This is a genomic window from Limosilactobacillus mucosae, from assembly GCF_046939755.1.
In the GTDB taxonomy this organism is placed as follows: domain Bacteria; phylum Bacillota; class Bacilli; order Lactobacillales; family Lactobacillaceae; genus Limosilactobacillus; species Limosilactobacillus mucosae_A.
The window spans coordinates 39,648-52,503 of sequence record NZ_JBKZAY010000016.1; the positions used below are offsets into that span (position 1 = coordinate 39,648).

The 12,856-nt window shown below is 45.6% G+C and carries 12 protein-coding genes; 7 read left to right on the forward strand and 5 right to left on the reverse strand.

Features of this window, described 5'->3' with window-relative positions; genetic code table 11:
- Positions 1 to 98: 98 nt before the first annotated feature.
- On the forward strand, positions 99 to 974 hold the full coding sequence (scrK, locus tag ACLUWI_RS06605) for a fructokinase ScrK (RefSeq protein WP_412146658.1): 876 nt from the start codon (positions 99 to 101) through the stop codon (positions 972 to 974).
- 134 nt (positions 975 to 1,108) lie between these two features.
- Complete coding sequence (locus tag ACLUWI_RS06610) at positions 1,109 to 1,891, forward strand: ChbG/HpnK family deacetylase (protein ID WP_412146659.1); 783 nt, start codon at positions 1,109 to 1,111, stop codon at positions 1,889 to 1,891.
- 392 nt (positions 1,892 to 2,283) lie between these two features.
- Here the strand turns inward: ACLUWI_RS06610 and ACLUWI_RS06615 are convergent, their stop codons facing one another.
- Complete coding sequence (locus ACLUWI_RS06615) at positions 2,284 to 3,069, reverse strand: ABC transporter permease (RefSeq protein ID WP_412146660.1); 786 nt, start codon at positions 3,067 to 3,069, stop codon at positions 2,284 to 2,286.
- On the reverse strand, positions 3,062 to 3,700 hold the full coding sequence (locus tag ACLUWI_RS06620) for an ATP-binding cassette domain-containing protein (protein ID WP_412146661.1): 639 nt from the start codon (positions 3,698 to 3,700) through the stop codon (positions 3,062 to 3,064). Before ACLUWI_RS06620 ends, ACLUWI_RS06615 begins: the two co-directional genes overlap by 8 nt.
- Positions 3,701 to 3,844: 144 nt before the next feature.
- Between ACLUWI_RS06620 and ACLUWI_RS06625 the strand changes: the two genes are divergently transcribed.
- The 3 genes from ACLUWI_RS06625 to ACLUWI_RS06635 all read left to right on the forward strand — a co-directional run bounded on the left by ACLUWI_RS06625 (position 3,845) and on the right by ACLUWI_RS06635 (position 5,154).
- Positions 3,845 to 4,243, forward strand: a complete 399-nt coding sequence (locus tag ACLUWI_RS06625) for a hypothetical protein (protein ID WP_412146662.1) — start codon at positions 3,845 to 3,847, stop codon at positions 4,241 to 4,243.
- Positions 4,244 to 4,260: 17 nt separating this feature from the next.
- Positions 4,261 to 4,635 (forward strand): VOC family protein, encoded by a 375-nt coding sequence (locus ACLUWI_RS06630; protein WP_412146663.1) that lies wholly within the window; start codon positions 4,261 to 4,263, stop codon positions 4,633 to 4,635.
- Between the two features lie 174 nt (positions 4,636 to 4,809).
- On the forward strand, positions 4,810 to 5,154 hold the full coding sequence (locus tag ACLUWI_RS06635; protein WP_412146664.1) for a hypothetical protein: 345 nt from the start codon (positions 4,810 to 4,812) through the stop codon (positions 5,152 to 5,154).
- A 214-nt stretch (positions 5,155 to 5,368) separates the two neighbouring features.
- On the opposite strand, the gene ACLUWI_RS06640 is transcribed toward ACLUWI_RS06635, so the two are convergent.
- Positions 5,369 to 5,509 (reverse strand): hypothetical protein, encoded by a 141-nt coding sequence (locus ACLUWI_RS06640; protein WP_412146665.1) that lies wholly within the window; start codon positions 5,507 to 5,509, stop codon positions 5,369 to 5,371.
- 14 nt (positions 5,510 to 5,523) lie between these two features.
- On the reverse strand, positions 5,524 to 8,277 hold the full coding sequence (mgtA, locus tag ACLUWI_RS06645; RefSeq protein WP_412146666.1) for a magnesium-translocating P-type ATPase: 2,754 nt from the start codon (positions 8,275 to 8,277) through the stop codon (positions 5,524 to 5,526).
- A gap of 264 nt (positions 8,278 to 8,541) precedes the next feature.
- On the opposite strand from mgtA, the gene ACLUWI_RS06650 reads away from it, so the two are divergent.
- Complete coding sequence (locus tag ACLUWI_RS06650; RefSeq protein ID WP_412146667.1) at positions 8,542 to 10,332, forward strand: DUF2207 domain-containing protein; 1,791 nt, start codon at positions 8,542 to 8,544, stop codon at positions 10,330 to 10,332.
- 163 nt (positions 10,333 to 10,495) lie between these two features.
- Positions 10,496 to 11,494 (forward strand): amidohydrolase family protein, encoded by a 999-nt coding sequence (locus ACLUWI_RS06655; protein ID WP_412146668.1) that lies wholly within the window; start codon positions 10,496 to 10,498, stop codon positions 11,492 to 11,494.
- An 80-nt stretch (positions 11,495 to 11,574) separates the two neighbouring features.
- On the opposite strand, the gene ACLUWI_RS06660 is transcribed toward ACLUWI_RS06655, so the two are convergent.
- Positions 11,575 to 12,519, reverse strand: coding sequence for a phosphoglycerate dehydrogenase (locus ACLUWI_RS06660; protein ID WP_412146669.1), 945 nt, complete (start codon positions 12,517 to 12,519; stop codon positions 11,575 to 11,577).
- Positions 12,520 to 12,856 lie beyond the last annotated feature (337 nt).

Sequence of the window (12,856 nt, forward strand, 5' to 3'; positions counted from 1 at the left end):
ACCGGTTGACAGTAATTATGGTAAGCGTTAACATGGAACTCAAAGATGAATGAAAGCGTTTTGAAATAACGTTCAATAAGGATTCAGAGGTGACATTTATGTTGTTGGGAAGCATTGAGGCTGGCGGGACAAAATTTGTATGTGCAGTGGGGAACGAAGACTATCGTATCGTGGACAGTACTAAGTTTCCGACAACGACACCCGCAGAAACTTTGCAAAAATGTATTGACTACTTTAAGCAATTTGACGATCTGCAGGCAATCTCGATTGCTTCGTTTGGCCCAATCGAGATTCGGCGCAATTCGCCAAAGTACGGCTACATTACCAACACGCCCAAATCAGGCTGGGCTGATACTGATTTTGTTGGGACGCTGAAAAAAGTCTTTAACGTACCAATTGCCTGGACGACTGACGTCAATGGATCAGCATATGGCGAATATGTCCTTTCAACGCTTTTCAACCAGCGGCTGCGCTCTTTGGTCTACTTTACAATTGGAACCGGTGTTGGCGGTGGGGCAGTTGTGGATGGTCATTTTCTTGGCGATCTTGGACATCCCGAAATGGGGCACATTCGCGTGAAACGCCATCCTGATGATCTCGATTTTAAAGGCATCTGTCCGTTCCACGGTGACTGCCTGGAAGGTCTGGTCAGTGGACCAACCTTTGAGGCACGAACCGGCAAAAAGGGTCAAGATGTGCCGCTTGATGATCATGTCTGGGACATTATGGCATATTACGTGGCGCAAGCTGCTCTTGATACGACTTTGATGATGCGGCCAGGTAAGATCATTTTTGGTGGCGGCGTGGTCAGTGAGCCATTCCTGGCAAAAGTGCGGGATCAATTCGCCAAGCTTTTGGATAATTACGTTGAAGTAGGCGATCTAAAGGATTACATCACGATGCCGTTAGCAAAGAACAATGGCTCAGCGACGATTGGCAACTTTGCGCTGGCATTGAAGGCCATCCTTGAATAAATAAACACGATGTTTCGTAAAGATACTCTGGCAATCCCGAATGCTGGAGTATTTTTGTTTTTTCGAAAATCCAATAATGATATTATTACTCATTAGAAAGGTTGAAAAGGTTTAAAGGACGGAGGAAACGTCAAATGAAAAAGATAATTGTTCGTGCTGACGATCTGGGATACTCATGTGCCGTCAACTACGGCATCTATGAGGCAACGCATCGTGGCATTGTTAATAACGTCTCGCTGATGGTTAACCTGCCATTTAGCGAGCATGGTTGGGAACTGTTAAAAAACGAACCAGACACGGATATTGGCCTCCATGTCGTAATCTGTGCGGGCAAACCGCTCAGCGATCCAAAACTGGTATCGAGTCTGGTACAGGAAGATGGAAGTTTTAAACGTTCGCAGGTTTATCACGATGCCTTTGAACAGGGAAAAGACATTGTTGATTACGAAGACGCGGTCAGAGAAGTTGAGGCGCAATATGAATGTTTCGTGGAGATGACTAAGCGTGAGCCGGACTATCTGGCAGGTCATACGATACTAAGCCTTAATTTTATCCGAGCGCTGCGTGACGTGGCCAGTGAGCATCAGATTCCATATTTAAGTTTTGATGTTGAGCATGACTTTGAGTTCCAAGGACAGAAACTGACGCCATTCATGGAAGATTTCAGTTTGGACTACGATCCGTTGGCAACGCTGGCGCACGTGCTTTCGGCTGCTGAAAAGCGCCCACATGTAATACCTGAACTGATTTTGCATCCCGGCTTTTTGGATCAGTTTATTCTGCAGCATTCGCATCTGGTCTACCCAAGAACGCTGGATGTTGAAATGGCAACCAGTGGCCAGGCGATTGAAATGATTGAGCGGCATGATGTTCAACTGGTTCGGTATTCCGAGCTGGGCGATTCAGCTAAAGCATAATGTTTGATAATGAAGGTGAATGCCTATCAAGCAAAAGATTGTATGACATGAAGCTGGCTTTAGTACGGTTCAACTGAAAATAAGTGTGGAAACAGGTGGCTGAATCAGGCTTAAATATCTCAATTGGTCAAAAATAATATAAAGTAAAGCTTTTGGCTGTAGGTTAGCTGAGCATGCGATGAGTTGACAGATTCATCGCATGCTCAATTTTTTGTGATTAAAATTTTCGTAATTTAAATATCGGCACGACAGTATTAATTTACCTTAACTAAAATTATAAAAAATCAATGAGTTAGGGACAAATAAAGGCACTGTAATGAAAAAAGGAGCATCTCGCTAAGCAGCAGGATACCCCATTTTTCAAAACTTAATAATATTTATATCAATGAGTACTATTTTTGATTTTCCTTTGCCAAATGATCAATCAGCTGCAGGTCGTCTGAGAAGAAGCGATGATAGGCGATGTAGCATGAGCATACCGATCCCAGACTGGTAGCCGAAAGCAGCATGAAAACGACCATGATCTGATATTTGATGGCATATACCGGATCGACACCAGCAAAGATCAACCCTGACATCATCCCCGGTAGGCTGACGATGCCATAGGTTTTAGCAGAATCAATCGTTGGCTGCATACCGGTTTTAATGCAGGTTCTAACAATGTCGCCGCTGGCTTGAAAGGCGGTCGCGCCAAGGGCAAGCCGTTCCTCAACTGATTGATGCATATCATGAAATTTGGTTTTCATCTGTCGGTAGCAAAGGCCAATGGCAACCATTGAATTGGAGGCAATCATTCCGGCAATTGGCACGATCTGTGAAGGGATGAATTTGATGGCTCCAGACCAAACCAAACCGCCCATGGTAATGCCGGTACTAATCAAGATCGCCAAAAAGGATGGCCAAAATAGATTGGGGATGCCGCTGCCACGTCCAGCTGCATTGTGAGCAGCATTGAAGATGATGATTAAAACCATGGCACTGGTGACCCAGACGTTGTCCAAGGCGAAGATATACTTCAAGATGTAGCCGACAATCGTCAGTTGAACGATTGCCCGGACAACGCTGACGATCATGTCGCGATTTAATCCTAGTTTTTGTCGATAAGAGATAAACAGGGCAATCAAAACCAGCCCTGCGGCGTAGAGCAGACTAATGTTATTGACGTGAACGCTATTCATGAAGCTGACCTCCCTCAACCGTAACGATTTTTTCGGCTTGTGTCAGTTCTTCTTGATCGTGAGTGATCGCTAGAATGGTGCCTTTTTGCCGATAATTGTCAATTAATTGATGGACGATCTGCTTGTTTTCAGCATCCAAGCCGGTTGTTACCTCATCCAAAAGCAAGACGTCTGGTTCAAACATCAAATTGCGAATCAGGGCAATGCGCTGTTTTTCACCACCTGATAGACTGGCGATGCTTTTTGAAAGGTAATCGGCAGGCAGGTTGACCTGGTCTAAAAGTGCGTGCTGCTTTTCTTGATCGGGTGCTTGATTGCGAATTTGAAAGGGAAAATTCAGATTGTCGGCAACCGTCTCTCCAAATAGAACCGGTTGCTGAAAACAATATGAGACGTGGCGTCGATAGTCCTGAGGTGCCATTGAAAAGGCATTACTTCCGTTGTATAAGAGCTCGCCGTTGCTGGGGGTTAAAAGGCGGGCGCAGATTTTAAGAATCGTACTTTTCCCAGCCCCAGAAGGACCAGCCAGCGTGATGAAGGATCCCTTAGGAACGCTAAGATTAATATCTTTTAACAGCGTTTTTCCCTGTATGGTCAGACTGATTTGGCGCAGCGTCAAAATATCGGTCATTATATTCACCTCGAATGTTTTTTATCATGGCCTTATTTTAATAGCTTTAATGAAGTCGCTCAATAAATTGAACCTGTAGGCGCTGCCAGTTTTTGATATAATTAAATTAAAAATAGACGACAGATAAAGCTTTGGGGGAGAATCATGCGAAAAACCATTAATAAGAGTACTGGTGAGATGCCGGTCAGTCTCAATCAAAAGCCATTTGAGCCGCTGCAGGATTTGGATCAGGATCCCAGCGGCTATGATCATGTCTATGTACGGGCATTTTCCGGGATTGAGTTTGTTGTTTTGCTCAGCGTTATTATCCTATGTTTGTTTTATCGGTTTGGGTTGGCACTGGCAGTATTGCTTGGCGGCTTACTGTTTTATCAAAAAGTCGGCATTCGTGATCCCAAAACCGGTCAGTCATGGGTCGTTTCGCGTCGGCAATGGCACCAGTATTGCCGATACAATGGCATTGACTGGAAGAGATGGAAAGATCAAAGCCAGGCTGGTGCAGTTACCAAACACATTAAGCAGCGCCAATCAAAGCAGCGATAGTGAGACGGGGTGTTAAGATGCTGCAGTCAATGAATGTAATGGTTTATGTCGATGACGTTGAAAAAGTAGCGGCCTTTTTTGAACGGGTGGCCGGGACGCCGCGAACTGAGGAAAAAACGATGATCGATGGCTCAAAAACAGTGACGGTACCGGTTTTGCCAGAAGTCAGTCTCCAGTTTTACAGCCGCGCGTTTATTCAAAAATACTCGCCGGAAGTGATGCTCAATTCACCTTCACTGATGTTTTATGTTGATGATCTGGCCTCAGCCCATGCCAGATTGCTGCAGATGGGGGCTACGGTCAACGAGATAGTCTTGGTTGGTGATCAGCAGACGTTTAATTTTGCCGATCCTGAAGGCAACTGGTATGCTGTCGCCGAAAAAAACGTCTAGTGGGCTGTCGAAAAATTGATGGCAATTTTTCAGAAAGCGGACTTTGTTAGACAGAATTGATGGTCAGCAGATTTAATCAAGCAGTGCAGTTTCATTTTTTAAAGCAATTCATCCGTACAAACATTTATCTGCTGCGCTATAATTAAAGTACCAATTAATATAGGGGATGGAGACATGGGAAAAAATAAGCTGCCGCTGCAAAATGAGGCTACGATGGAATATGATCGGGTATTTGAACGTCTAATTCCGGTTGGGCAGTTCTTCTTTTTGATGTTGGCAATTGCGTTCGCTTTGTTCATGCAGTTTGCGTTGGCTGCAATATTGCTGGTGCTGGGACTGTTGTGCGGTATTCGCGTTTCGATTCGTGATCCTAAGACAGGCCGATCATGGAGCGTACCGCGGCAAAACTGGCAGCACTATTGTGAGTACAATCGAATCGGTCACAGTCTCAGACAGCAAATGAATGTATCGGCAATTACGGCAGCCATCAAGCAGCGTCAAGCACGAACTGATAAATAAAAAAGAGAGTGAGAAAAAACGCCGAAAATCAGCTTGCAACCGATTTTCGGCGTTTGTCTTCGAACCTCCGCCAGGATGGCTAGGTTGGTCAAACGCTGATTTATCAGCGTTAGAACTGCTAGCCAGCTACTGCGTGATGCATTACTATCTATAAAAGCAGTTGAGAGGTTGAGTTAATTCCCAGCCTCATTTTAATTTATCCGGATCCATTTAATCAAGAATGCTTATGGGACTGCTTTTTGGGTGGCAGCAGCCAGCAGATCAGATTCATCACGACAATGATTGCTAATACGATAATCAGACCAATCCAAAATGCCTTGGCCGGGTGAAATGCACTTAACAGAATCGTCAGCATGATAATCACCTTCCTTAAAGCAGCTCGCCAAAGTGACGAATATAAGCTTTTTTAATACTGGTAGCCAGAATCATATAGCACAGCACACATGGAATCAGATACCAGAAATAGCTGCCTGGTAAAGCAACAAATCCCAATGCCCGACCAATCGCAGTAAATGGAATCAAGGTAGCCAAGGCGATGCCGATCGTGGAGAGCAAAATCAGCTCAGCTGAGGCGCGACTCTGAATAAATGGAATCTTGGGTGTCCGAATCATATGGATAACCATGGTCTGACTCCACATCGATTCAACGAACCAGCCGGCCTGAAACATTCCCACGTATTTAAGCTGCATGGCTGCCAGAGCCGCACCGGTAAAGTGGGCTGGCAGATCGGTATATAAAATGCCATGTGAAACAAATAATGGACAAAAGACAAAGTACATAAACAGATAAGTCGTCAAGTCAAAGACAGAGCTGGTTGGTCCCATCCAGATCATAAAGCTGCCGATTGAAGAAGCATCCCATTCACGCGGTACTTTTAGATAGTCGGCATCAACATTGTCCCATGGAATAGCCGTGCAGCAGCAGTCATAGATCAAATTGAGCAGCAGCAGGTGAATGCTTTTCATCGGTAAGAATGGCAGGAGTGCTGCAGCAATTAAAACGGAGAAGATGTTCCCAAAGTTGGAAGAAGCAGTCATCTTGATGTATTTAATCATGTTGGCATACGTCTTGCGACCTTCTACGATTCCGCGTTCCAAAATCATCAAGTCTTTTTGCAGCAAGATGACATCAGCGGATTCCTTGGCAACGTCAACGGCATTGTCAACTGAGATACCAATATCGGCGGCTTTCATGGCTTCAGCGTCATTGATGCCATCCCCCATGTAGGCAACGGTATGACCCTTGGCACGCAGCACAGAGACGATACGCGATTTTTGGTCGGGGGTCAGCTTGGCAAAAACCTGAGTCTGCTCAACTTGCTCAGCCAGCTCTTGATCAGACATCTTGACCAGATCCTCACCCAACAATAGGTGCGACACGGACATACCGACTTCTTGGCAAACCGTGGCTGTAACCTTGTCATTGTCACCAGTCAGAATCTTGGTTGTTACGCCATGTTCCAAAAGGGCTTTTAAGGCACGACCCGTTGATTCCTTAGGTGGATCGAGAAAGGCCAGATAGCCCATCAGTACCATGTCTTTTTCATCCTTGGCGCTCAAGACGTCGACCGGTGCCGGATCAGTCTTTTGGGCCAGAATCAAAACACGAAAGCCCTTGTCGTTCAGTCGATCTACCATGTCCATGACTTGTTTTTGCAAATCGGGCGTCAATGGCTGAATACCGGCTTTGGTTTCGGCATAGCTGCAGATAGAAAGCATTTCTTCAACTGCGCCTTTGGTTACCATCTGTCGCTTGCCATTTGGATCTTTGACAACGATGCTGAGTCGGCGCCGCTTAAAATCAAACGGAATCTCATCGACCTTAACGTAGTCATCTTCCAGATTCTGCAGTTCAGGATGTGATTCGGTATCCTCAGCCTTGGCGATGATGGCTTTGTCCATGACGTTTTTATAACCGGTTTGAAAATAGCTGTTTAAAAAAGCATGTCTCAAGACACGATCATCGGATTGACCATCAATGTTCCAGTAACAGTCCAAGACGATTTTGTCCTGCGTCAGTGTCCCGGTCTTATCGGTACAGAGAATATCAGCGGCTCCGAAATCTTGAATCGAATTGAGATTTTTGACGATCGTCTTCTTTTTGCTCATGGCAATTGCACCCTTGGCCAGGCAGGTGGTAACGATCATTGGCAGCATTTCCGGCGTTAGACCGACTGCTGTCGAGATCCCAAACAAGAAAGCCTCCAGCCAGTCATGCTTGGTTAGACCATTGATGAAAAATACCAATGGCACCATGACCAGCATAAAACGAATCAGTACCCAGCTGACGGAATTGACGCCTTTGGCAAAGTTGGTTTCGACCTTTTCTTTGGAGACGGCACCAGCCATTGAGCCAAACATGGTATTGGAACCGACCTCGATTACCAGACCAAGGCCGCTGCCTGAGATGACGTTGCTGCCCATCAAGGCGATATTTTCATAATCGGTAATCTGCGGTTTTTTAACCTCATCAGCCGCACTTTTTTCAACGGGACGACTCTCACCGGTCAGCTCAGATCGATTGACGAACAGGTCGGTATTTTCCAAAATTCTCAGATCGGCCGGAATCATATTACCCGCAGAAAGATGGACGATATCGCCAACCACGACGTCATTGAGATCGATGTCTTTTTCTTGACCATTACGCGTTACGGTGCAGGTAGTCTTGATCATTGCCAAAAGCTTGGCCGTTGCATTGCCGCTGCGGTATTCCTGAACAAAGCGCAGTACACCGGAGATCATGATCATGGTAACGATAATGACGACCGTCGCGCAGCTGAAGTTGGCCGGCTTGCTGCCAAATAATGAAAAATAGGGAAAGATTATGTCGGTAAACGTTGAGACAATGGCCAAAATCAAGAGAATGGCCGTAAATGGATTGACAAAGGCACTGATCAGCCGCTTGCCGATTGACTGCTGCTTTTGCTGCTGGACTTTGTTGGCACCAAATTGTCTGCGGCTCTGGGCTACTTGAGCATCACTCAGTCCCTGCCTGCTGGTGTTGAAATGCTTTAAAAGCTCAGCTGCCGAATGCGTGGCGGCATAGTCGACGCGGGCCTGGCGAGCCTTTTGTGCCGCAGCTTGCTGTTGGTCAGCTGCAGCCTGCTGTTTTTGATTGCTCATCATTAAAACCCCCTTGTTTAATGAAGATCCTGCACATCCCATTTCGTCTTCATTTTAGCGCAATTTTAGCAAGCGGTTTCAATTAAAGGTGAATAAATAGACAGTTGTGGCAGATTGTATCGCTTTATTCATGACTGCAAGCTGAGAAGTTTTCTGATGTTGCCAATGATGATAAAAATGCAGTTCATAAATTTATGGCAGCGCTATATTTGCCAGTATGGGTCTGGTAAAATTAAAGAAATATTTAAGAAAGCAGGGGAATCAATGAAAAAGCAGACAGCGTGGCTGATGGGAATCATTGCCTTGATGGTCATAATTCTGATACCGCTTCGGGGGCTCGCGGATGGTGATTTTGACATCAAGCAATACCAGGTTGGCATTGAGGTGCTAACAAACGGGGATGCGGATCTGACGCAAAAGATTACCTATGAATTTGACGGTGATTTTCATGGCGTGTACTACAATCAGGATCTAAAGGGAATCGGTAAGGCTGATCAGATTTCGGCAGCCGTTGAGCAAAACGGCTATTTAACCAAGCTGCCAATCAGTCAATCGGGGCAAAATGATACTGTAAAAGCCACCCAAACCAATGATTGGCTAAAGCTAAAGGTTTATCACCAAGTCAGTGATGAGGATGCTACTTTTATATACCATTATCGGCTGCATAACGTGATTACCAGCTATCAGGATACGGCTGAGTTAAACTGGAAAATCATTGGTACTGGCTGGGATGAGCCACTGCACAACGTTTCAATTACGGTGCAGCTGCCAAGCAAAAACATTGATTCACTCAAGGCTTTTACCCATGGACCGCTTAATGGCAAGACGGTAGTTTATAAAAAACAGGGGCGAGTCAAAATGACGGTTGATCGCGTACCGGCGCACCAGTTTGTTGAAAGTCATCTATTGTTTGACAATGCCGTTGTCCCCAATAATACCAATCACGTAGATAAAAAGGTATTGGCTGCTAAGCTTAAGCAAGAACAAGCACTGGCTAAAAAAGCCAATGCCAAGCGGGAACAGCAAAAACGCCGCTTGAAAATTATCAAGATTGGCTATAGCACAGTTAGTATCTTAAGCATGCTGACATATGGCTGGTGGTTTGTCAAAAAACGGCCGCCGATGCCTAAACAACGGTCCTTGGTTCATTCGTTTGAGATACCGCCCTATCCAGTTGAGCAGGCTTATGCAATTGATAAAAACCAGCTGCCCAATGCTCGTGTCCTCAGTGGATACTTAATGCAGCTGGCAGGGGAGTACAAGATCGAGATTCGAAAAATAACAGCTGATGATTATCGTTTTACCGTTAAAAAACCAGCCGTCCTGGCAGAAAATCAACTGCTGCCACTGATGTTTGAACAGTGTGGCGATGGTCAAAGCTTTACGCTCAGTCAGCTTAAAAAATGGAGCAAAAAGCGTCAGCATGCAAAAAAACTTGCCAAGTCCTTTGATCAATGGGCTCAGGACAGTCTTGAAAAAGCTCGCCAGACTGGCTATTACGATGAAAATGCGGATCACTTTAAGCAGCTCAATATCTTTTGGACAATCATCATTGCCTTGCTGATTTTTGGGATGATCTTTGTTGTCGATGGTTTGATATTAAAGATCGTAATCGGCGTGCTGTTTGTACTGACGCTGGGATGGGGCGCATGGTACAGCCATCGTCTTTTGCCGTACACACCTAAAGGACAGCAGATGAAATACGATCTAGATTGTTTTGTTTTGATGTTAAAAGACATTGGCGACTTTAAGCTTAAAGAAGTCGGTGACATCATCTTATGGGAGCAGATTCTGCCATATGCCACCGCATTTGGCTTGGCTAAAAAAGTCATCAAAGAACTGAAATTATCGTTTACCGATGCTGAGCTTAATGACAGCATTTTAATCAGCTACCCGTGGATTTTTGCCAGCGATCCATGGACGGGCACTTTTGAAAGCACCTTTGAAAAGGCACTGGATCTTGGGAACTCGTCTTCAGTATCTGGCGGCTCGGGTGGCTTTTCGGCCGGCAGTTCAGGTGGTTTTGGCGGTGGCTCGGGTGGCGGTGCCTTCTAAAGTGACAAGCAGTTATGGTTGGATGCAGCGAAAAGAGCTTGTTTCAAACTACGGATCAGATCAAGTAATGTGCGACTGATAATAATTTGAGCCAACGAAACGATCTAAAGGTGCTAAAATGTAGCCATCGTAAAGTGAATTGACTAAGGAAGAAGGAATCATTTTGAAAAAAATCGAAGGACACATTCATTTGATCCGTGCCATGGCCGGCTCAAAAGGACAGGGACGCATGAGTCCACTGGGTAACGGCTACGGAATCTGGGATGACGGCGAGATTATCCACTTGTTGCCAGAGGGTTGGGGTGATGATAATTTTTTGGCAGAGAAGTACCTACCGATCATGGACGCCGAAAATATTGAAAAGGCCGTTTTACTGCAAGGAACACTAAATGGCTATCAAAACTATTACACTTATCAAGTCATCAAACGCTATCCAGATCGCTTTATCGGCGCCTTTTCCGTGGATCCATTCGCTGAGCGGGCTATGGCAATCGTTAAGCGACACGTTGAGGAGCTGGGTTTTCGGGCCATCAAGTTCGAGATCAGCCAAGGTGGTGGTCTGCATGGCTTTCATGAACCATTTAGACTGGATGAGGATACGTGTGTGAGCCAGATTATGCATTATCTTGCCGATTATCCGGGCTTTGTCGTAACCATCGATTATGGCGATTATACCCAGACCAGCTATCAGCCGGAAGCCGTCGTTAATCTGGCAAAGCGTTATCCGAAAATGGATTTTGTCGTTTGTCATCTGTCATTTCCCAACGCTGATCACCTAGCTCGCCTTGACAACGTGCTGCAGCAGTTTGCGCCATTTAAAAATATCTATCTGGATATTTCAGCAATCCAAGATATTGATGGGGAAAAGCCCGCTGACTTTCCTTACCCACGCTGTCAAAAAACGGTGGCGCTGGCCAAACAGATCGTTGGGGCACAGCGTTTGATCTGGGGCACTGATTCACCATGGTCAGCGACGTTCAACACTTATCATCAACTGGCAACTTGGCTGGAGCATACCGATTTGTTTACGCCTGATGAATTAGAAGACGTGATGTATAATAATGCCAATCGGGTTTACTTTAAGCCAGCTAACGTTGATGCCGCTAAAACTGCTGATGATCCAGTCATTGCCCGTTTTAAAGGTGAGCATGATAAAAATTGAGTTGAAGGCGTAAAAAAAAACACCTGCCAGTAGACCAAGCGCCTACAGCAGGTGTTTTTACGTATTGTATTAATGTTTGATTAATCGTTGAATTGAGGCTCATTGACGTTCCACTGCGGCTTTTGGCCATTCAGTACCCGCACGACTTCGCTGGCGGCGTCTACAGCCATGCGATCCATGCATTCTTTGGTATTGCCAGCAAAATGCGGTGTCAATAAGACATTGGGCGTGCTCAGCCAAGGGTCGTCTTTTGGCAGTGGTTCTTGATCAAAGACGTCAACGGCGGCCGCAGCAATTGAGCCGGTCTTAAGAGCTGTTTGCATGGCTGCTTGATCAACCAGGGCAGCGCGCCCAAAATTAAGCAGCACGGCGGAATCTTTCATCATGTCGAATTCACGCTGACCAACGCTTCTGGTGGTTTCAGGCGTTACCAGCATGTTCAGCGAGATGATATCAGCTTCTTTAAAGACAGTATCACGATCAACCATCTCGGCATTGCCATCTGAACGATTTGATGGCGTGTAGGCAATGATTTTCATGTCAAATGCACTGGCCTTTTTGGCAATCATACGACCGATTCGTCCATAGCCGATGATGCCAAGTGTTTTGCCGGCCAGATCGAATCCTGGGTGCGCAAACGTCCAGCCCCAGTCACCTTGACGCATATGTTCAGTAGCCGGCACTAGATTTTTAGAAATTGCCATCATGGCTGCTAGCGTGGTTTCAGCAACGGTTGAGGCATTGGCGTTTTTAGCAATGGTGACCCAGACGCCCTGCTTAGCCCAAAATTCAGGGTCAACATTGTCATAGCCAACGCCATGGCGGGCAATTACCTTTAGCTTGGGCAGCTGCTCGGCCAGGCTGTTTGGAAATGGTTCCGTCATCAGAATAATACCGTCTGCGTCCGCGGCTTCCTTAACTAGGGTAGCGGCGTTTTGGTTTTTGGTTTCGATTAATTCAAAGCCGCGGCTGGTTAAATAATCCTTACCAGCTTGCGACATAATGCTTGGTACGGCAACTTTCATAGTTTTTCACTCTTTTCGTGGTTAAAATCAAATCTCAGTGGCCAAATGCAGCCGCTGTTTGCGTAAATATTAAAGAAGATCGCCGTAAAAGTCAATTTGCGATCTACGCTGTCAATGTGGCGGTTAGCTGACACTGATCTGTCTAAAAGCAATCTAAAACTTTACAAAAACAATACCTAAAAAACGAGAGAATCTTTACAAAGCCTAGTTAGACTGATTAATGTTGAGAAAGCTTTTAGCGGTCTCACAGTCCATTTCAGGTTCTCTCTAAACTGCAAGTCCCGCATTCGGTTGGCGGGGCTTTTTTTGTCCAAACAAAAATCGTCGCTGCATTTGG

Coding starts and splice junctions, on each gene's coding strand:
- ACLUWI_RS06615 (WP_412146660.1), bottom strand. CDS start 3,069: ATGAATAGCGTTCACGTCAATAACATTAGTCTGCTCTACGCCGCAGGG.
- ACLUWI_RS06610 (WP_412146659.1), top strand. CDS start 1,109: ATGAAAAAGATAATTGTTCGTGCTGACGATCTGGGATACTCATGTGCC.
- scrK (WP_412146658.1), top strand. CDS start 99: ATGTTGTTGGGAAGCATTGAGGCTGGCGGGACAAAATTTGTATGTGCA.
- ACLUWI_RS06660 (WP_412146669.1), bottom strand. CDS start 12,519: ATGAAAGTTGCCGTACCAAGCATTATGTCGCAAGCTGGTAAGGATTAT.
- mgtA (WP_412146666.1), bottom strand. CDS start 8,277: ATGAGCAATCAAAAACAGCAGGCTGCAGCTGACCAACAGCAAGCTGCG.
- ACLUWI_RS06620 (WP_412146661.1), bottom strand. CDS start 3,700: ATGACCGATATTTTGACGCTGCGCCAAATCAGTCTGACCATACAGGGA.
- ACLUWI_RS06635 (WP_412146664.1), top strand. CDS start 4,810: ATGGGAAAAAATAAGCTGCCGCTGCAAAATGAGGCTACGATGGAATAT.
- ACLUWI_RS06650 (WP_412146667.1), top strand. CDS start 8,542: ATGAAAAAGCAGACAGCGTGGCTGATGGGAATCATTGCCTTGATGGTC.
- ACLUWI_RS06630 (WP_412146663.1), top strand. CDS start 4,261: ATGCTGCAGTCAATGAATGTAATGGTTTATGTCGATGACGTTGAAAAA.
- ACLUWI_RS06640 (WP_412146665.1), bottom strand. CDS start 5,509: ATGCTGACGATTCTGTTAAGTGCATTTCACCCGGCCAAGGCATTTTGG.
- ACLUWI_RS06625 (WP_412146662.1), top strand. CDS start 3,845: ATGCGAAAAACCATTAATAAGAGTACTGGTGAGATGCCGGTCAGTCTC.